This is a genomic window from Streptomyces peucetius (genome assembly GCF_025854275.1).
Lineage (GTDB): Bacteria > Actinomycetota > Actinomycetes > Streptomycetales > Streptomycetaceae > Streptomyces > Streptomyces peucetius_A.
In genome coordinates, this window is the sequence record NZ_CP107567.1 from 885,173 (window position 1) to 903,976 (window position 18,804).

Here is an 18,804-nt window from a genome sequence, read left to right on the forward strand (position 1 = left end):
GGGGCGTTCACGGCTGCTTCCGGACGCCGCCCTGGAGCTTGTACCTACCAGTATGTACAGTGGGATCATGAACACTCCGGAGCGACTGGTCGAGGCCACCCGCGAGCTGCTGTGGGAGCGCGGTTACGTGGGCACCAGCCCCAAGGCGATCCAGCAGCGCGCGGGCGCGGGCCAGGGCAGCATGTACCACCACTTCACCGGCAAGCCCGACCTCGCACTGGCCGCCATCCGCCGCACCGCCGGGGAACTGCGGGCGGCGGCCGGCACGTCGCTCGACGGGCCAGGCACGGCGTACGAGCGGATCGCGGGCTATCTGCGGCGCGAGCGGGACGTACTGCGCGGCTGCCCCGTCGGCCGGCTGACCATGGACCCGGAGGTCGTCGCCGACGACCGGCTGCGCGCCCCGGTGGACGAGACGCTCGACTGGCTGCGCGGCAAGCTCGCCGGGATCGTCGAGCAGGGCCGGGAGCGGGGCGAGCTGAGCGCGACGCTCGTGCCCGCCGACGTCGCCGCGACGATCGTCGCCACGCTCCAGGGCGGCTATGTCCTGGCCCGCGCGTCCGGTTCGAGCGCGGTGTTCGACGCGGGGGTCCGGGGCCTGCTCGCACTGCTCGATCCGAACGCCGGGCCGTCCGTCGAGCCGTCCGGTGAGCCGTCCGCCGAGCCATATGCCGACGCGTCCGCCGAGCCGTCCGCGCACCGGTCCGCCGAGCCGGCGGCCGACAACAGGAGCCGATGATCCATGCATGCGATGCAGTACGAGATCACACTCCCCGCCGACTACGACATGGGCGTCATCCGTGAGCGCGTGGCGAGCCGCGGGCATCTGCTCGACGCCTTCCCCGGCCTCGGTCTCAAGGCCTATCTGGTGCGTGAGCGCGGCCCGCACTCGCCGGTGAACCAGTACGCGCCGCTGTACCTGTGGTCGGCGCCCGAGGGCATGAACAGCTTCCTGTGGGGGCCCGGTTTCCAGGGGATCGTTGACGACTTCGGACGGCCGGAGGTTCAGCACTGGACAGGGCTGGCGTACCACGAGGGCCCGTCGGCGTCCGCGCCCGCGCGCACCGCCGTCCGGCGCAGGCAGCGCATCCCGGCCGGCGTGCTGCCGGGTCCGGTCGTCGAGGAGGCGCTGGCGGAGACCCGGCGGCTCGCGGCGCTCGACGGTGTGCTCTGCGCCGCACTCGCCGTCGACCCGCGCCACTGGGAGCTGCTGTACACGACGCTGTGGGAGCACGACTCGCCCGCAGCGGCCGGTGACCGCTACCAGGTGCTTCACCTCTCGCAGCCGGAGCGCGCCGCACTGCGCCGGGGCAGGCACTGGTGAGCGGCCGTCACGCGCGGGCGTCATCCCTCCGGATGCCGCTCCTCCCGCCGCGACAGCCGTCGCCCGGTCCACACCTCGTGGGCGACGCGTCCCGCGATCGCACCGCCGTAGACGACCACTCCTACCCCGACGAGCCATGACTGGATGACCAGCACCACGCCGAACGGGCCGTAGGTGACCGCGTTCGAGGCGATCAGCGGAGAGAAGACCAGCTGGGAGAAGACCCGCAGGCCGGCCATGGCGACCGCGGTCGCCACCGCACCCGGCAGCAGGGCCCGCCAGCGGACCCGTCCACAGAGCAGCACCCGCTGCGACACCCAGAAGAACAGCAACGTGCCCGCCAGGTCGCCCACCACTGCCAGGAGGGAGTTCGGCACCGAGTCGCCGGGCAGCGGCGTGCTCACGAAGGCCAGGAGGTAGACGATGAGCATCGCCAGCCACACCGCGTGACGCCACATGGTGTGCCAGCGGGCAGCCGGCAGGTCCCAGACCTTCTCGTAGGTGGTCTGCACCGCAGAGCCGAAGGTGAGTCCGAAGACGACGAGCGCGGCGATACCGAAGGCGGTGGTGCGCTGCAGGGCCTGGCCCGGCACGCCGAACAGCCGCTCGACCTCGTCCTGCGAAGACTCGGCGACCCCCAGCGCCTGGCTCAGCCAGCGCGCGAACCCCTGCCCGCTCGCCGGATCGGTGGCCGCGACGACGATCAGCAGCGGTACGAGCGTCACGAACCCGAGCGCGGCGAAGCCCATGGCCCGGTGCATCAGCTCCAGGTCCCGGCCGCGGTTCCAGCCCACCCCGAGCGGCGACTGGGCCAGCCGGCGCCACAGGCGCAGGGGGCGGTGCGTGCGGGCGGGCTCGTTGCTCACATGTCGTGGCCTACCCGGAAGCGCCCTGCGCCCCGCCCGCGATGCCTCCGGACGGGTGGCCCGGCCGGTGAGCGGGGCGCGGAGGCGACGGAACCCAGACACGCAGCCCCCGCCGCGCGGAGCCGACGACGGCGACGGAGGCCCGGCCGAGCATGGCACCATCCCGACGACGGCGACGAAGGCCGGCGAGGGAGGCACCCGCCCGCGGAGCCCGACGACGGCGACGGAGGCGTGGCCGAGCATGGCACCATCCCGACGACGGCGGCGGGGGCCGACGAGCATGGCACCCGCCCGCGGGGCCGGCGACGGCGACGGAAGCCGCAAGCGCGGCACCTGCCCGCAGGGCGACGAGGCCGGGCAGGCACCGCGCGCGCCCGCGGCACGCTCGGACGGGAGCAGAGCTCGGGCACGTGCGGGCCCGCCGGGAGACAAGGCACGTGTGGCCCGCCCGGGAGGCCAACGCACGCGTGCCCCGCCCGCAGGCAGGGCGACGGACACCGGGCGGGCACGACCGCGCGGTCCCACCCGTACGGCGACGCCCGCGGACGGCGACGGAGGTCAGGCGAGCGCGGCCAGGGGGTCGTCGAGGACCGGCTGCCAGGCAAGCTCGGCCGCGCCGACGAGGCTGTTGTGGTCCAGGGTGCACGCCAGGATGGGGACCCCGCCGCTGCGCCCCCACAGGCTGCGGTCGGCGACCACGGCCCGCAGCCGGTCCGGGTCGGCCTCGAGCAGCTCGCGGTGGAGTCCGCCCAGAATGATGCGGTCCGGGTTGAGGATGTTGACCAGCCCGGCGAGCCCGAGCCCGAGGCGGTCGACGAGTTCCTCCGTCGCGCCCCGCACGGCGGGGTCGTCGTACTCCTCACGGAGCAGGTCCCTCGCCCGCTGGAGCAGCGACACCTCGGGCCCGGGCGCGCGGCCCGCGGCCGTCAGGAAGGCGAGCGGGTCGGTCTCGACGTCGAGGCAGCCGCGGCTGCCGCAGTGGCAGGGCCGCCCCTCGGGGTTCACCGTGAGGTGGCCGACCTCGAGCGCCAGCCCGGAACTTCCGCTGTGCAGGCGGCCGTCGAGGACGAGTGCGCCGCCGACGCCCCGGTGTCCGGTGGCGACGCACAGCAGATGCTGGGCGCCCCGGCCGGCGCCGTGGCGGTGCTCGGCGAGCGCGGCGAGGTTGACGTCGTTTCCGGCGAAGGCGGGCCCGGTGATGCCGGCCGCGCTCACCCGCTCGGCGAAGATGTCCCGCACCGGAGCCCCGGCCGGCCAGGCCAGGTGCAACGGGTTGAGTGCGGTGCCCTCGGGCTCCGCGACCGCGGAGGGGACGGCGAGGCCGGCGCCCGCGCAGCGGCGGCCGCTGCGGCGCAGCAGTTCGGCGCCGGCGTCGACGACCTCGCCGAGCACCTGGGCGGGGTCGGCCTGGACGGTGACACAGCCCGGCGCGGTGGCCACGATCCGCCCGCCGAGGCCGACGAGCGCGGCGCGGAATCCGTCGGCGTGGACCTGGGCGGCGAGGACGACGGGGCCGGTGTCGTCGACGGACAGCCGGTGGGAGGGGCGGCCCTGCGAACCGGCGGCCGCGCCGGGACGGGAGTCGACGCGGATCAGTCCGAGGGCTTCCAGTTCCGCGGCGACCGCTCCCGCGGTGGCGCGGGTGACACCGAGTTCGGCGGTGAGCACGGCACGCGTGGGCGCACGTCCGGTGTGAACCAGTTCCAGGGCGGGGCCGAGCGCACTGCGGCCTCTCTCCAGTCTCGTCCGGGTGGTCGTCGCCTTGCCGTTCATGGAGCGAGTCTCCCATGATCCCGGAGGCGCGAGCGCTGCCGCGCGGGGATTCCGGCCGCCTTGAACGGAATGGGCCGGAGCCTCTATCCTGACTTTGTGCCGCTACTAAACAAACTCGCCACGGCCATACCGGGGACGCCCGGCGGAGACCCCGCCGCCACCTCCCTGTCCCGCCTCCGCATCGCCCTCACCGTCTTCTTCGCCCTCGACGGCTTCCTCTTCGCCGGCTGGGTCGTCCGCATCCCGGCCATCAAGCAGCAGACCGGTTCCTCGGCGAGCGACCTCGGGCTCGCCCTGCTCGGGGTGTCGGCCGGAGCCGTGGTCACCATGACGCTCACCGGACGGCTCTGCCGCCGGTTCGGCAGCCACCCGGTCACCGTCGCCAGTGCCGTACTGCTCGCGCTGAGCATGGCGCTGCCGCCGCTCACCCACTCCGCTGCGGCGCTCGGTCTGGTCCTGCTCGTCTTCGGCGCCGCCTACGGCGGCATCAACGTGGCGATGAACAGCGCCGCCGTCGACCTGGTGGGCGCCCTGCGACGACCCGTCATGCCCTCGTTCCACGCGGCGTTCAGCCTCGGCGGGATGCTCGGCGCGGGCCTCGGCGGCCTGGTCGCGGGCGGCCTCTCCCCCACCGCTCATCTGCTCGCCCTCACCGGCATCGGCCTCCTGGTCACCGCGGTGACCGGACCCGTACTGCTGCGCCACCACGCTCCGGTGACACGGACGGGCGCCGTTCCCTCGGCGCCGCGCCGCCTCCAGGGCCGCACCCGCAGGCTCGTGGTGCTCTTCGGCGTGATCGCGCTGTGCACCGCGTACGGCGAGGGCGCGATGGCCGACTGGAGCGCGCTGCACCTGGAGCAGGACCTGCACGCCCACCCGGGACTGGCCGCCGCCGGCTACTCGCTGTTCGCGCTCACGATGACGGCCGGCCGGCTCAGCGGCACGGTCCTGCTGGAGCGGCTCGGGCAGACCCGCACGCTCGTCCTCGGCGGGGCGACCGCCGCGGCCGGCATGCTGCTCGGCGCGCTCGCGCCCTCGGTATGGGCGGCCCTGGCCGGTTTCGCCGTCGCGGGACTCGGCCTGGCGAACATCTTCCCCGTGGCGGTCGGACGGGCGGGCGAACTCGCCGGCCCCGGTGGCGTCGCCGCCGCGTCCACCCTCGGTTACGGCGGCATGTTGCTCGGCCCGCCGGCGATCGGATTCCTCGCCGACTGGTTCTCGCTGCCCGTGGCCCTGACGACGGTGGCGGCACTCGCGGCCGGCGCAGCGCTGATCGCGTACGCGGCACGGGGCGCCGCCGCCCCCAGGGCGATTGAGTAGCCGTACTCAGGCGCCGCCGCGCCGGGCGTCGCAGCATGGAATCACCACGACCAAGGGGAGAGGCCATGCACGCACGACTGACGGCGCTCGCACGACTGACGTTCGGCAATCGGCCGGCCCAGGTGTATCTGGCGCTGGTCGCCGTGACAGCCCTCTACGTCGCGATCGACACCGCGTTCGTCCACCACGAGGACGCGTCGTTCGCGGGTATATGGCTGCTCCTGCTCGCCGCGCCGACGATCTTCGGCTTCATGGTCTTCGGCACGCTCGTCGGGGACTCGTTCGCGGAGTCCGCCGCCTTCCTGTACCCGGCGCTCGTCGTGTCGGTGCTGCTCCAGGCCCTGGCGCTCGGACTGTTCACCCGGCTGCTGACCGGTCACGGACACACCGCGCGACCGCACGGGGCCTGAGTACTCCATCGAGGGACGCCCTCTCGATGGCAGGACCGTCGAGGGGCACAATCGGCGCCATGGAGAGCCCCGCGCTCATCAAGTCCCTCCTCCACGAAGGCCGGACGCTGGCCTCGGCCGCCGAGAAGGCGGGCTCCGACGCGGCCGTGCCGACCTGCCCGCCGTGGCAGGTGCGGGACCTGCTGCGCCACACCGGCATGGTGCACCGCTGGGCTACGGCGTTCGTCGTGGAGGGGCACACCGGGCACCGGGCCGGCGCCGGTGAGCCCGACCTGGACGGGGACGAGCTGCTGGAGTGGTTCCGCGAGGGACACGGACTGCTGGTGGGCGCGCTGAGCGAGGCCCCGCCGGACGTCTCCTGCTGGTCGTTCCTGCCCGCCCCGTCGCCACTGCACTTCTGGGCGCGGCGACAGGCCCACGAGACGGCGGTGCACCGGGCGGACGCCGAGTCGGCGGCGGCCGGCGGACCGGGGCACGTCGCGACGGAGCTCGCGGTGGACGGAATCGACGAACTGCTGTCGGCGTTCCACGCCCGGCAGGAGAGCCGGGTGCGCACCGGAACCCCACGGGCGCTGCGGGTCAGGGCGACGGACACCGGCGACGTGTGGACCGTACGGCTGTCCGCGCAGCCGCCGCGCACCGTACGCACCGACGAGGGCCCCGCCGACTGCGAGTTGAGCGGGACGGCGGAGCGGCTGTATCTGACGCTCTGGAACCGGCTGCCGGCGGCGGCCGTGTCCGTCACCGGAGACGCCGGGCTCGCACGGCTGTGGCGAGAGCAGTCGGGCATCACCTGGTCGTGACGGGTACACCAGGGCCGTGCCACCGCAAGGTCCGGTCGCGCCCGCGGCCGAAGTGACGTGTCCAGCCTGGATATTGATCCGGGCGATCAAGGTGCCGACGGCTGAGGCACGGCGGGACTGCGGATGGTGGCTTCAGCTTGAGGGCTCGGCTGGCCGACGGCGACGTGTGCCAGGGTGGCGGGCATGGATTGGCAGTCTGAGAGCCCGGAACTCTGGGCGTTCCTGGAGTCCCTGCACCGCGGCGACATCCTGTCCGGCACTGTGGCGGCGATCGAACGGTTCGGGGTCTTCGTGGCCCTGGACGACGGGCCTGGCCATCCCACCCTGCCCGGTGTCGGGTTCATCGTCATCCCCGAACTGTCCTGGCGGCACATCGATGCTCCCACCGATGTCGTCCAGGTCGGGCAGCGTGTCTCGTGCGAGTTCCTCCAGTTCGACACCTTCAACGCGGAGGCCAGACTGTCCTTGAAGGCACTGCAACCCGACCCCCTCCAGTCCTTCGCCGACCGTTGCGTGGTGGGCCAGGAACTGCGGGGAACGGTCCAGAAGGTGCTTCCCATCGGCATCTTCGTCGACCTCGGGGACGGAGTTGTCGGACTGGTCCCCTTCCGAGAGGTCGACGGCCGACCTGCGGCAAGTACGACAGAAGACGTCGAGAGCGGGGAGGAGATCGCCGTCATCGTCACGGAAATCGAGCGGCCAACCCGACGGGTGTTCCTCTCCGGGCCAGAGAGCGCCCGGAACGAACGCGTCGTGCCACCCATGTGACCGCCCATTTCCGAGTCGTTGATGTGAGCATGGGTCGGGGTGATCTGAGTGACGCGGAGTGGGAACGGCTGCGGCCGCTCCTGCCGGTCAGCAACAGGCGGTTGCGGCAGGTGGCGGGACCACCACCGGCAGGCGATCGACGGAATCTGCACCGGGTGCGGACCGGAGCGCAGTGGCGTGACCTGCCTCAACGGTTCGGGCCGTGGAAAGCGGTCCATGAACGCCCCCGGCTCTGGTCGGCCGACGGAACCTCGGAACACCTGCTGCAGCAGGTTCAGGCCGCGACTGAAGTTGATCGACCGGACATGTCCTCGCCGTCCGTCTCCTCGGCCTCTGCCGCCGGTCGTCATCAGGAGCCGCGGCCGGCGGCGTGCTTGCCCGCCGACCGCGGGACTTGTGACACTTCGTGAATGGAGCGACGCACACAGGCCGACCGGGACGCGCTGACGATCGAGATCGGCTATGCGCTGCTCAGCGCGGCAGTCGCCGGGGCGCTGGTCTTCGGGGCGGTCGCCGGGCCGAAGATGCTGTTCACGATGGGTCACGCCGTCGAGCGCGGGCTGCTGATCGCGGCCGCCGCGGCGGGCACGCTCGTGTTCGTCCTGCGGGTCGTGTCCGTGCTGTGGCGGTTCGGGCGTGCCGCGGATCAGCCCAGCCAGCCGGGGCGCACCAGCCCCGACTCGTAAGCCAGCACCACGAGTTGGGCCCGGTCGCGGGCGCCCAGTTTGATTATGGTGCGGCTCACGTGCGTCTTGGCGGTCAGCGGGCTGACGACCAGCCGCCGCGCGATCTCCTCGTTGGACAGACCGATGCCGACGAGGGCCATCACCTCCCGCTCCCGCTCCGTCAGTTCTCCGAGGTCCTCGGCCTGGGCGGGCCCCTTGGAGCGGGCCGCGAACTCGGCGATCAGACGGCGTGTCACACCGGGTGAGAGCAGCGCGTCGCCCTCGACGACCGCCCGTACCGCGCGCAGCAGTTCGTCGGGTTCCGTGTCCTTCACCAGGAACCCCGAGGCGCCGGAGCGGATGGCCTCGAAGACGTACTCGTCCAGCTCGAAGGTGGTGAGCATGACCACCTTCACACCCGCCAGGCGCTCGTCCCCCGTGATGCGCCGGGTGGCGGCCAGCCCGTCGAGAAGCGGCATCCTGATGTCCATTAGCACGACGTCCGGACGCAGTTCGCCCACCAGCCGCACCGCCTCCTCCCCGTCGGACGCCTCGCCCGCGACCTCGATGTCCTGCTGTGCGGCGAGCAGGGCCCGGAAGCCTGCCCGTACCAGCATCTGGTCGTCGGCGAGCACTACGCGGATCACTTCGTCTCCTCGGTCTGCACGGGCAGTTCGGCCAGCACCCGGAAACCACCGTCCGGCCGGGGGCCCGCCTTGATGGTGCCACCCAGCGCGCCGGCCCGCTCCCGCATACCGATCAGACCGCGTCCGCTGCCGCCGGCGTCCGAGCCGGTCGCCGGCCCGTCGTCGTCGATCTGGAGGGCGAGGCTGCCCGGCGAGTGCACGATGCGCACCCGTGCGGTGCGGGAGCCCGAGTGCCGTACGACGTTGGTCAGCGCCTCCTGGACGATCCGGAACGCCGCCAGGTCGGCGCCGGGCGCGAGGGCCGCCTTCTGTCCGACCGTTTCGACGTCGACGGTGAGTCCGGTGCTCGCGGCCTGCTGGACCAGTTCCGGCAGGCGATCCAGGCCGGGGGCCGGGGCGCGGGGTGCCTCCCCGGGGGCCCTCAGGGTGTCCAGGACCTGCCGCACCTCGCCCAGCGCCTCCTTGCTCGCCGCCTTGATCGTGGTCAGGGCCGTGCGGGCCTGTTCGGGATCGGAGTCGAGCAGGGCGAGGCCGACACCCGCCTGCACGTTGATGACGGAGATCGAGTGCGCGAGGACGTCGTGGAGTTCGCGGGCGATGCGCAGCCGTTCCTCGTCCGCGCGGCGCTTCTCCGCCGCGGCACGCTCGGCGCGCTCGCGCGCCCAGACCTCACGCCGCACCCGTACCAGCTCGGACGCCGCGGCGATCGCGATCACCCAGGCGGTGACGAACACCTCCTGTCCCCACGGCGCGGCCTCGTCACCGCCCGGCGGCAGATACGCGTACAGCCAGTGCGCGACCAGCAGGTGCGCCGCCCAGAGCAGCCCGACGGCCCACCACGCGGCACGCCGGTGCCCCGCGACGATGGCGGCGAACACGGCGACGGCGACGGTGAGGAACACGGGTCCGTACGGATAGCCCGCGGCAAAGTACACGAGTGTGACGGCGCAGACCCCGAAGACGGTCGGCACCGGGTACTTCTGGCGCAGCAGGAGCAGGGCCGGACCCGCGAGCAGCAGCACCCGGGCGAAGGCGTCGAGCGGTTCGCGCGTGCCCTGCTGGCTCTCGGCCGCGAAGCCGGAGCCGACCATGACGAAGACGGCCAGAGCCAGGGTCGACAGCCACGGAATGCGTCCGGTCTCCTGCCGGTCCGCGAGGCGACGCAGCCACGCCGGACCGCCGCCTGACCAGGGGGGACCGCCGCAGGTGCCGGTGCGCTGCTGTTCCATGCGGCACACGCTAGACCGGCGCGGCGGTCCGGGGCGTCAGCCGGTCGTGGCGGTCGCGCGTACTCCCAGGGGAGTACGGGTCGGACCAGGATCGCCCGGGCTGCGCCGATGCGTGGCCTGCACGGGCGGGTGCCGCGTCGGTTGCTGCGGGTGCTGCGGGTGCTGCGGGTGCCGCGGGTGCCGCGGGTGCCGCGGGTGCCGCGGGTGCCGCGGGTGCCGCGGGTGCTGCGGTCAGGATCCCGCGCTGCTTCCCGGGGACGTACCGGCGGCTCCGGGCCGCAGTCCCACCTCGTGGGCGAGCCGGGTGGCGGCGTGCTCGAAGAAGGCGTCCCGGTCCTCGACGACGTTGTTGAAGTGGCCGAAGAGCTCGAAGGAGATCGTGCCGAAGACCTGCGACCAGGCGGCGACCATCGCGACAACGACGGGCGGCGGCAGGTCGGGCGCGACGTCTGCGGCCATGCGCTCCGCTTCGGGGGTCAGCCGGGCGTCCACCGGCGGGAGCGCGAGCCCGTTCGTGCGGTGGGCGTCCCGGACGACGGAGATCAGCGCGAGAGCGACGCGGGAGGCCGGGGCGACGGTGTCCTTGGGTGCGGTGTAGCCGGGGACGGGTGAGCCGTAGACCAGGGCGTACTCGTGCGGGTGGTCGAGGGCCCAGGTCCGTACGGCCGAGCAGACGGCGGTCCAGCGGGCGCCGTGGCCGGCGGAGGGTGGGGCGGCGGACAGGGCGGACTCGGCGGCCGCGCCGACGGCGTCGTAGGCGTCGACGATGAGGGCGGTCAGCAGGTCGTCGCGGCTGGGGAAGTAGCGGTAGAGGGCGGAGGACGCCATGCCCAGTTCGCGGGCGACCGCGCGGAGCGAGAGTCTCGCAGCGCCCTCGGCGGCGAGCTGCAGGCGGGCCTCGTCCTTGATCGCTGCGGTGATCTCGGTGCGGGCCCGTTCCCTGGCCCCTCGGATGGTGCTCATGGTGGAGCAGTCTGTCACGTTGCGGAGCAGTGGCCAATAACGAGAGCAGTGCTCTTGCTTCGGAGCACTAGCCCAGGCACACTGTCCCCGAGCGAGAGCACTGCTCTCGAATTGAAGCACCGGTCACGCACAAGAGTTGTGCACACACGCAGGGGCTGACTCACGCACGCAGCCGTCGCTCATGCACGTACCGGTCGACCACAAGGGGAGCAGGCCATGGCGCAGGCGCACTACATCAAGCCCAACCGGTTCGACACGATCATGAACGCCACGGTCGGCTGGCTCGCGCGCCGCGGCATCAGCCTCCTCGGCACGGCGGAGCTCTCCGTACGCGGCCGCACCAGTGGCGAATGGCGGCGCATCCCCGTCAACCCCCTGCCCTACGACGGCGGCCCGTACCTGATCTCCGCCAGGGGCCACTCCCAGTGGGTGCGCAACCTCCGTGCCGCCGGTGGCGGGCAGCTCCAGGTGGGCCGCAGGACGCAGCGGTTCACGGCCGTCGAACTTCCCGACGAGGAGAAGCCCGACCTGCTGCGCACCTACCTGGAGCGCTGGGGCTGGGAGGTCGGCCGCTTCTTCGGCGATGTCGACGCCAAATCCACGGACGAGGAGCTGCTGGCCGCCGCCCACAGGCACCCCGTCTTCCGGATCACCCTGACCGGGTGACACCACGCCGGTGCCGCGCGGGGCCTGGCCGGCTCCGGCCGGACCACGTCCGACCCCCGACCCTCGACCGGCCCGGCTCCACCGGACGCGACCAGGCGGGACCAGAGACCTCGACCGTCCCCGACCAGACCGAGCCGCACCCGGCCAGGGACGCGAGGCGGCCGGGCGCGGCTGCGCAGCCGCCGCGGTCCGGTGCGGTCGGCGCGTCCTGGCGCGTCCGGTGTCGGGGCGCCCCCGGTCGTGCTGCTCCTGCCGGCGGCCCGGTCCGGCGCGGTGCGGATGCGGCACGCGCCCTGCCGGGCGGGTCAGGGCGCGGGCTGCGACGCCCGCTTGTCGAGCAGGTCCAGCGCCCGCCGGGCCACCGCGTTCGTGCGCACCAGGCCCGCGAGCGTCGTCGCGCCGCGGGTGATGTCGGCGAAGGTCTTCCAGGCCGGCCGGAACCCGGTGAGCAGCGCGTGCAGCAGTCCCGGCCGCCGCTCGAAGACGGCGAGCATCCGCCGACCGACCGCCATCTCGACGCCGAGCCCGGACTTGACGGCGAACGCGTAGTTCAGCGCCTGCCTGCGTGCGTCGACGGCATCGTGGGCCTCGGCGATCCGCACCGCCCACTCCCCCGCGAGCCGTCCCGACCGCAACGCGAAGGAGATGCCCTCCCTGGTCCACGGTTCCAGCAGTCCTGCCGCGTCCCCGCACACCAGCACCCGGCCGCGAGACAGCGGTGAGTCGTCGCTGCGGCAGCGTGTGAGATGGCCGGAGGAGACGGCGGGCTCGAAGCCGGCGAGCCCCAGCCGGGCGATGAAGTCCTCCAGATACCGCTTGGTGGCGGCGCCCTCGCCGCGCGCCGAGATCACACCGACCGTCAGCGTCTGCCCCTTGGGGAAGACCCATCCGTAACTGCCCGGCATGGGACCCCAGTCGATGAGGACCCGGCCCGCCCAGTCCTCGGCGACCGTCGCCGGGACGGGGATCTCCGCCTCCAGCCCGAGATCCACCTGGTCGAGTTTCACCCCGACATGAGCGCCTATCCGTCCGGCACTGCCGTCCGCGCCGACGACCGCACGTGTCAGGACCGTCTCGCCGTCCGCCAGCACCACGGCGACCGTGCGGCGGTCCGGCACCGCCGGTCCGTGCTGCTCCACGCGCGACACGGCCGCGCCCGTGCGCAGCACCGCGCCCGCCTTCTGCGCCTGTTCGACGAGACCGGCGTCGAACTCCGGGCGGTTGATGAGCCCGAAGAGCATCCGCTTGGAGCGGCGGGTGCGCGCCAGTCTGCCGTTGAGCGAGAAGGTCACGGCGTGCACCCGGTCGCGCAGGGGGAGTTCGAAACCCGGCGGCAGGCTGTCCCGCGACGGTCCGATGATCCCCCCGCCGCAGGTCTTGTAACGGGGCAGTTCGGCCTTCTCCAGCAGCAGTACCCTGCGGCCGGTCACCGCCGCCGCGTACGCCGCCGACGCCCCGGCGGGGCCCCCGCCGACCACGACGACGTCCCACACGGGGTCGCCAAGCTCATTTGCCGCCTCTGCTCCGGTGGCATCGTTCTCGCTGCTCACGATGTACTTCTGCTCCCGATCCGACCTGTGGCTAGGGCTCTCGACGGCATCCTACGGCGCGGTCGCCCGCCACCCGTTGTGGGAGGATCGACCGCACATTCGCCGTACACACATCGCACAACGTCGTGCCCCCGAGGAGCGTGCCCATGACCGTCGTACCGATCGCAGAGACCGTCGCGTCGCTGATGCCCCGCGCCGAGGCGGAGCTCAGGGAACTGGTGGCGTTCCGCTCGGTGGCGGACCCGGCCCAGTTCCCGAGGAGCGAGTGCGAGGCGGCGGCCGCGTGGGTCGCGGGCGCGCTGCGCGCGGAGGGCTTCACGGACGTGGCCGTCCTGGACACCCCCGACGGCACCCAGTCCGTCTACGGCTTCCTGCCCGGCCCGGCAGGCGCCCCGACCGTGCTGCTGTACGCGCACTACGACGTGCAGCCGCCGCTCGACACGGCGGCCTGGGTCTCGCCGCCGTTCGAACTGACCGAGCGCGACGGCCGCTGGTACGGACGGGGAGCCGCGGACTGCAAGGGTGGCTTCATCATGCATCTGCTCGCGCTGCGTGCCCTGAAGGCCAACGGCGGCGTGCCGGTGAACATCAAGGTGATCGTCGAGGGTTCGGAGGAGCAGGGCACGGGCGGTCTGGAGCAGTACGCGGAGGCCCACCCCGAACTGCTGGCCGCGGACACCGTGGTCATCGGCGACACGGGCAACTTCCGTGCCGGCCTGCCGACGGTCACGGCCAGCCTGCGCGGTATGACGCTGCTGCGGGTGCAGATCGACACCCTGGAGGGGAACCTGCACTCCGGGCAGTTCGGCGGGGCCGCTCCCGACGCGCTGGCCGCGCTCGTCCGCGTACTCGACTCGCTGCGGGCCGAGGACGGTTCGACGACCGTGGACGGGCTGGCGGCGGACGCGACGTGGGAGGGGCTCGCGTACTCGGAGGAGGACTTCCGCAAGGACGCCAAGGTCCTGGACGGTGTGGGCCTGATCGGCGAGGGTACGGTCGCGGACCGCATCTGGGCCCGGCCGGCCGTCACGGTGCTGGGCATCGACTGCCCGCCGGTGGTCGGCGCGACGCCGTCCGTGCAGGCGTCCGCACGGGCGCTGATCAGCCTGCGGGTGCCGCCGGGCCAGGACGCGGCCGAGGCGAACAAGCTGCTCGCCGCGCACCTGGAGGCGCACACGCCGTGGGGCGCGCGGGTGGCGGTCGAGCAGATCGGCCAGGGGCAGGCGTTCCGTGCGGACATGACGAGCCCGGCGTACACGTCGATGGCCGAGGCGATGCGCGTGGCGTACCCGGGCGAGGAGATGCAGTCCGCCGGCATGGGCGGCTCGATCCCGCTGTGCAACACGCTCGCCGCTCTGTACCCGCAGGCCGAGATCCTGCTGATCGGGCTGAGCGACCCGGAGGCGCAGATCCACGCGGTGAACGAGAGCGTGTCGCCCGAGGAGCTGGAGCGGATGTCGGTCGCCGAGGCGCTGTTCCTCGTCAACTACGCCGCGTCGCCGCGCGGCTGACGGCGGGCCGGCTCGGCCGGGCCGGGGACGAGGCCGACGGCAGGGCTGAGAGCGGGGCCGTCCGGCCGAACCGTTGGTGCGGCGGGGGCGGCGCTTTCCGAGACGTGGTTCCCCGGACGCGTCGTCCCGCTGGGGCCGGCCCCGGCCCCGGCCGCCGGGGACCGGCCCGGCGGCCGGGGCGAGGGCTCCGTCAGCGGCAGCCGACCGGGACGCCGGCCTCCAGGTTGAGGACCGTGCCGCGCTCGCGGGCCCGAAGGGCCCAGCGCAGCCGCTCGTAGCGGGCAGGAGGAAGCAGCTCCGCCGCCTCCTCCTCGTCGGCGAACTTCCAGCCGCGCAGTTCGGAGCCGGGCAGCAGCACACGTCCGGCGTCGCCGCCGGGGAGCCGGCCGCCGTCGAAGAGCAGCCGCAATCCGCCGAAGCCGGGGGGCTTCGGCGGCTCCCAGTCGACGACCAGCAGCCGGGGTACGTCGGCCAGTTCGATGCCCAGCTCCTCCGTGACCTCCCGCATACCGGCGCGGGCGGGCGGCTCCCCTCGCTCCACGACTCCGCCCGGGAACTCCCAGCCCGGCTTGTAGGTCGGGTCCACGAGCAGCACGCTGTCGTGTTCGTCGAAGAGCAGCACTCCGGCGGCGACGGTCTCCGCGGTCGGCTCGGGGGTCTGGACGATGTCACTGGCCGCCGCCGCACCCGTGCGCACGGCCTCCGCGACGGCCCGCGCCGCGGCGCGGGTGTCGATGCGGCTGTTGTCGATCACGTGCGCGTCGCCGGTGAGCCAGCCGAGGGCCGCCCGATAGCGCTCGATGTTCCCGTAGGCCCACTGCCGGCACCGCTCGCTCACCTCCGGGTCGTCGGGGAACTCGTCACGAGCCGCTATTCGTTCGCGCAAAATCGTTTCATCAGGTGCCAGGAGCACATGCCGCACCGCTATCCGGCGCGAGGCGAGACCGCCGAAGATCTCGTCACGGTAGTCCTGGCGCAGGACCGTCATGGGCGCCACCAGCACACCGCCCACCTCGGCGAGCAGCGCTGCCGCGGTGTCCACGACGAGCCGCCGCCAGATCGGCAGGTCCTGGTAGTCGCCGACCTCCGCCAGCCGCTTGGCCGGCAGCAGGTGGCGCATGCCCGCGCCGATCAACTCGGGGTCGAAGAGCGTGCTGTTCGGGATCAGGTCGATCAGTTCGCGTGCGGTACTGCTCTTGCCCGCTCCGAACGCACCGTTGATCCAGACGATCACGGGTCCCCCTCTTCCGTAGCCCACAGTGGATTGCCCGCAACACCCTGCCACGCAAACGCGGTGGCGGAACCGGTTGGCCGATCAGGCATGCCAACTGTGGCCGGGCCGTGACACCGGCCCGGGATCGTCGTTGGAGCGGAAAAGACGAGGGAGTGGGGCATGCGCCGCACGGTGTTGGAGAAGTTCCCCGCGGGGGACCCGCGGGGAAGTCGGCAGGCGGAGGAGTACGCGCGCCACCGAAGGGACGAGGGCATGGCGGTGGAGGTCGTGATGGACCTGGAGTCGGACGCGTTCCTGGTCGTGGTGCCGCAGCAGCAGAGCGCGGAGCGCGGTTGGTGAACGCCCGGGCGGCCGCGCCCGCTGTCGCCCCTGCGACAGGACCGGTCGCGGGCCGACACAGGCGAGGGGCGCCGCCACGGGCCCGGACACGTCGGCGCAGGCCTGGGGACGCGCCGGCGCACGCCGGTGCACGCCGACACGGCCCCTGCGCGAGCCGGGCGGACCGGGCACATGCGTGACCCGGCACAGGCCCGGGAACGCACCGAAGCGGGTCCGAGCTCGGGGGAACGCGCCGGACACCGGCCCCCGCGCCAGGCGCGAGGCCGACACAAGTCCGGCCCGAGGCCGAGGCCCGACGCGCGCCCGCAGCACACCCGCGTGCGGCCCGAGGCCCGACGCGCGCAACCGGCGCGCCGAGCCCGACACAGGCCCGGCCAGGGGCCCGAGACCCCACCCACCGACATGCACCCCGGGACGGGAACGTGATGTCACACGCCCCGTCGTCAGCCCCGTCCCGCCGGAACCGGCGTCTCGCCGTGGCCGAGCAGCGCCGCGGCCGCCGCGCCCACCAGCCCGGCGTCCGTACCGGTCATCGCGGGCGCGACGGTCAGCCGTCGCACGAAGGAGAGCGTCGCGTAGTCGCGCAGGGCCCGGCGCAGCGGGGCGAACAGGACCTCTCCCGCCCCGGCCACTCCCCCGCCGATGACGGCGATGTCGATCTCGACGAGTGTCGCCGTGGCGGCGATACCCGCGGCGAGCGCCTGTGCGGCCCGCTCGTACGAGGCGGTCGCGACCGGGTCCCCGGCGCGCGCCGCCGTGGCGACGGCCGCGGCGGAGGTGTCCCCGGACGGACCGGGCCGCCATCCGTTCTCCAGTGCCCGGCGGGCGATGTTCGGCCCGCTGGCGATGCGTTCGACGCAGCCGCGGCCGCCGCAGGGGCAGGGATCGCCGTCCAGGTCGACGCTGATGTGCCCGATGTGACCGGCGTTGCCCGTCGGTCCGGCGTGCGGCTTGCCGCCCAGTACCAGACCGCCGCCGACGCCGGTGGACACGACCATGCACAGGGCGTTGTCGTGGCCGCGCGCGGCGCCCTGCCAGTGCTCCGCGGCGGTCATGGCGACGCCGTCGCCGACGAGGGTGACCGGCAGCCCGCCGACGGCCCGCGACACCCGGTCGACGAGCGGAAAGCCGCGCCAGCCCGGCACGTTGACGGGGCTGACCGTACCGGCGGACGCGTCGACGGGGCCCGCGCTGCCGATGCCGAGTGCGGTGGCCCGGCCCCACAGCGGGGAGGCCGTGAGCTCGGCGAGGACGTTCTCGACCGCGTGCATCACCGTGTCGCCGTCGTCACGAGCCGGTGTGGGGCGCTGGGCGCGGTGAAGAATCGCGCCATTGCCGTCCACCAACGCGCCGGCGATCTTGGTGCCGCCGATGTCGAGAGCGGCGACGAGGCTGTTATGCATCGGTACGGGATCCCCCGGGAGCTGTCGGACCTGCGGTTTCGATAACAGTCTCCATTCCCCTGACAACGTTGTCCAGGGCCTATGCTCGACGCCACATGCTCCATAGACGTAGAGACGCGACCGCCGACACCATGACAGGACAGCGCACTGTGGCCGATTCGCCCCGTCCCCTGACGCCTCCCGGCCGCCCTCGCGGCCCCGAGCCCCGCTACGGGAACCGGCCCACGATGAAGGACGTTGCAGCGCGGGCCGGCGTCGGGCTGAAGACGGTGTCGCGTGTCGTCAACGGCGAACCGGGCGTCACGCCCGACACCGAGCGCCGGGTGCAGGAGGCCATCGAGTCCCTCGGCTTCCGCCGCAACGACAGCGCCCGGGTGCTGCGCAAGGGCCGCACCGCCTCCATCGGTCTCGTTCTGGAGGACCTCGCCGACCCGTTCTACGGTCCGCTGAGCCGCGCCGTCGAAGAGGTCGCCCGGGCCCACGGGGCGCTCCTCATCAACGGGTCCAGCGCCGAGGACCCGGAACGGGAGCAGGAGTTGGCGCTCGCCCTGTGCGCCCGCCGGGTGGACGGTCTGATCGTGATCCCCGCCGGGCACGACCACCGGTATCTGGAGCCCGAGATCAAGGCGGGTGTCGCCACCGTCTTCGTCGACCGCCCGCCCGGCCGGATCGACGCGGACGTGGTGCTGTCCGACAGCTTCGGCGGCGCCCGGGCCGGTGTGGCGCATCTGATCGCGCACGGGCACCGCCGGGTCGCGTTCATCGGCGACCAGCCGCGCATCCACACCGCCGTGGAGCGGCTGCGCGGCTACCGGGCGGCCATGGCGGACGCGGGGCTGGAGGTCGACGACGCGTGGGTCGCCCTCGGCCCGACGGCTCCCGAGCGGGTGCAGGAGGCCGTACGGGGCGTACTGTCGGGCCCCGAACCGGTCACCGCGATCTTCGCGGGCAACAACCGCGTGACGGTGACGGCGGTACGGGTCCTCGCCGGCCACGACCGGCGCGTCGCGCTCGTCGGCTTCGACGACATCGAGCTCGCGGACCTGCTCGGCATCACGGTCATAGCCCAGGACGCGGCCACGCTGGGCCGCACGGCGGCGGAGCGGCTGTTCCGCAGGCTCGACGGCGCGAACGACGAGCCGGCCCAAGTGGCCCTGGAGACGGTGCTGATCCCGCGCGGCTCGGGCGAGATCCCCCCGTCGGGCTGAGGGCCCCTCAGGAACGCCCTCGGCGGCGATGACACCGGCGGCCTGCCCGACCGCTGCTGATCCCGGAACCGCCGGGCCGGCCGCCCCGCCGGGCGGACGGCACTGCCGGCCGGTCCGGGCCCCGA

At 73.4% G+C, this 18,804-nt stretch carries 19 protein-coding genes and 1 pseudogene; 12 read left to right on the top strand and 8 right to left on the bottom strand.

All coding sequences use genetic code 11. The features are described 5' to 3' along the window. Positions 1 to 52: 52 nt before the first annotated feature. Positions 53 to 619, top strand: a pseudogene (locus OGH68_RS04125) (TetR/AcrR family transcriptional regulator); the annotation flags it as partial. A 123-nt stretch (positions 620 to 742) separates the two neighbouring features. Further along, on the top strand, positions 743 to 1,324 hold the full coding sequence (locus OGH68_RS04130; protein ID WP_264241936.1) for a DUF4865 family protein: 582 nt from the start codon (positions 743 to 745) through the stop codon (positions 1,322 to 1,324). A 20-nt stretch (positions 1,325 to 1,344) separates the two neighbouring features. Here the strand turns inward: OGH68_RS04130 and OGH68_RS04135 are convergent, their stop codons facing one another. Both OGH68_RS04135 and OGH68_RS04140 read right to left on the bottom strand, forming a co-directional pair. Next, positions 1,345 to 2,190 carry a YihY/virulence factor BrkB family protein gene (locus OGH68_RS04135; RefSeq protein ID WP_264241937.1) on the bottom strand — a complete coding sequence of 282 codons (846 nt, stop codon included), beginning with the start codon at positions 2,188 to 2,190 and terminating at the stop codon, positions 1,345 to 1,347. 558 nt (positions 2,191 to 2,748) lie between these two features. Then, positions 2,749 to 3,963: an ROK family protein gene (locus OGH68_RS04140; protein ID WP_264241938.1), complete on the bottom strand. Its 1,215-nt coding sequence runs from the start codon at positions 3,961 to 3,963 to the stop codon at positions 2,749 to 2,751. Positions 3,964 to 4,059: 96 nt separating this feature from the next. Between OGH68_RS04140 and OGH68_RS04145 the strand changes: the two genes are divergently transcribed. The 6 genes from OGH68_RS04145 (at position 4,060) to OGH68_RS04165 (ending at position 7,950) form a co-directional block, all read left to right on the top strand. Next, on the top strand, positions 4,060 to 5,283 hold the full coding sequence (locus OGH68_RS04145; protein ID WP_264241939.1) for an MFS transporter: 1,224 nt from the start codon (positions 4,060 to 4,062) through the stop codon (positions 5,281 to 5,283). A 65-nt stretch (positions 5,284 to 5,348) separates the two neighbouring features. After that, positions 5,349 to 5,693 (top strand): SCO4225 family membrane protein, encoded by a 345-nt coding sequence (locus OGH68_RS04150; protein WP_264241940.1) that lies wholly within the window; start codon positions 5,349 to 5,351, stop codon positions 5,691 to 5,693. Between the two features lie 59 nt (positions 5,694 to 5,752). Then, positions 5,753 to 6,496 (top strand): maleylpyruvate isomerase family mycothiol-dependent enzyme, encoded by a 744-nt coding sequence (locus OGH68_RS04155; protein WP_264241941.1) that lies wholly within the window; start codon positions 5,753 to 5,755, stop codon positions 6,494 to 6,496. A gap of 183 nt (positions 6,497 to 6,679) precedes the next feature. Continuing rightward, positions 6,680 to 7,264, top strand: coding sequence for a S1 RNA-binding domain-containing protein (locus tag OGH68_RS04160; RefSeq protein ID WP_264241942.1), 585 nt, complete (start codon positions 6,680 to 6,682; stop codon positions 7,262 to 7,264). 29 nt (positions 7,265 to 7,293) lie between these two features. Beyond that, entirely contained in the window at positions 7,294 to 7,674 is a 381-nt protein-coding gene (locus OGH68_RS36360) for a transposase (protein ID WP_413471085.1), read from the top strand. Continuing rightward, complete coding sequence (locus tag OGH68_RS04165; RefSeq protein WP_264241943.1) at positions 7,675 to 7,950, top strand: DUF6332 family protein; 276 nt, start codon at positions 7,675 to 7,677, stop codon at positions 7,948 to 7,950. Here OGH68_RS04165 and OGH68_RS04170 read toward each other — a convergent pair. The 3 genes from OGH68_RS04170 to OGH68_RS04180 form a co-directional block, all read right to left on the bottom strand. Continuing rightward, positions 7,911 to 8,576: a response regulator transcription factor gene (locus OGH68_RS04170; protein ID WP_264241944.1), complete on the bottom strand. Its 666-nt coding sequence runs from the start codon at positions 8,574 to 8,576 to the stop codon at positions 7,911 to 7,913. The genes OGH68_RS04165 and OGH68_RS04170 overlap by 40 nt on opposite strands. After that, the gene (locus OGH68_RS04175; RefSeq protein ID WP_264241945.1) at positions 8,573 to 9,805 is read right to left on the bottom strand and encodes a sensor histidine kinase; all 1,233 of its coding nucleotides are present in this window, start codon (positions 9,803 to 9,805) and stop codon (positions 8,573 to 8,575) included. The genes OGH68_RS04170 and OGH68_RS04175 overlap by 4 nt, the downstream gene beginning before the upstream one ends. A 231-nt stretch (positions 9,806 to 10,036) precedes the next feature. Then, entirely contained in the window at positions 10,037 to 10,768 is a 732-nt protein-coding gene (locus OGH68_RS04180) for a TetR/AcrR family transcriptional regulator (protein ID WP_264241946.1), read from the bottom strand. A 216-nt stretch (positions 10,769 to 10,984) separates the two neighbouring features. Here OGH68_RS04180 and OGH68_RS04185 point away from each other — a divergent pair, with 216 nt between their 5' ends. Continuing rightward, complete coding sequence (locus tag OGH68_RS04185; RefSeq protein ID WP_264241947.1) at positions 10,985 to 11,434, top strand: nitroreductase family deazaflavin-dependent oxidoreductase; 450 nt, start codon at positions 10,985 to 10,987, stop codon at positions 11,432 to 11,434. 305 nt (positions 11,435 to 11,739) lie between these two features. Here OGH68_RS04185 and OGH68_RS04190 read toward each other — a convergent pair whose 3' ends face one another. Then, entirely contained in the window at positions 11,740 to 12,984 is a 1,245-nt protein-coding gene (locus OGH68_RS04190; RefSeq protein WP_264241948.1) for a geranylgeranyl reductase family protein, read from the bottom strand. Between the two features lie 146 nt (positions 12,985 to 13,130). On the opposite strand from OGH68_RS04190, the gene OGH68_RS04195 reads away from it, so the two are divergent. Further along, the gene (locus OGH68_RS04195; RefSeq protein ID WP_264241949.1) at positions 13,131 to 14,495 is read left to right on the top strand and encodes a dipeptidase; all 1,365 of its coding nucleotides are present in this window, start codon (positions 13,131 to 13,133) and stop codon (positions 14,493 to 14,495) included. A gap of 190 nt (positions 14,496 to 14,685) precedes the next feature. Here the strand turns inward: OGH68_RS04195 and OGH68_RS04200 are convergent, their stop codons facing one another. Further along, positions 14,686 to 15,729 (bottom strand): NUDIX hydrolase, encoded by a 1,044-nt coding sequence (locus OGH68_RS04200; RefSeq protein WP_264241950.1) that lies wholly within the window; start codon positions 15,727 to 15,729, stop codon positions 14,686 to 14,688. A 159-nt stretch (positions 15,730 to 15,888) separates the two neighbouring features. Here OGH68_RS04200 and OGH68_RS04205 point away from each other — a divergent pair, with 159 nt between their 5' ends. Beyond that, complete coding sequence (locus tag OGH68_RS04205) at positions 15,889 to 16,068, top strand: hypothetical protein (RefSeq protein WP_264241951.1); 180 nt, start codon at positions 15,889 to 15,891, stop codon at positions 16,066 to 16,068. Between the two features lie 443 nt (positions 16,069 to 16,511). Here the strand turns inward: OGH68_RS04205 and OGH68_RS04210 are convergent, their stop codons facing one another. Then, positions 16,512 to 17,471, bottom strand: coding sequence for an ROK family protein (locus OGH68_RS04210; protein ID WP_264241952.1), 960 nt, complete (start codon positions 17,469 to 17,471; stop codon positions 16,512 to 16,514). 131 nt (positions 17,472 to 17,602) lie between these two features. On the opposite strand from OGH68_RS04210, the gene OGH68_RS04215 reads away from it, so the two are divergent. Next, a complete protein-coding gene (locus OGH68_RS04215) occupies positions 17,603 to 18,679 on the top strand; it encodes a LacI family DNA-binding transcriptional regulator (RefSeq protein WP_413470932.1) in 1,077 nt (358 codons plus the stop codon). Positions 18,680 to 18,804 lie beyond the last annotated feature (125 nt).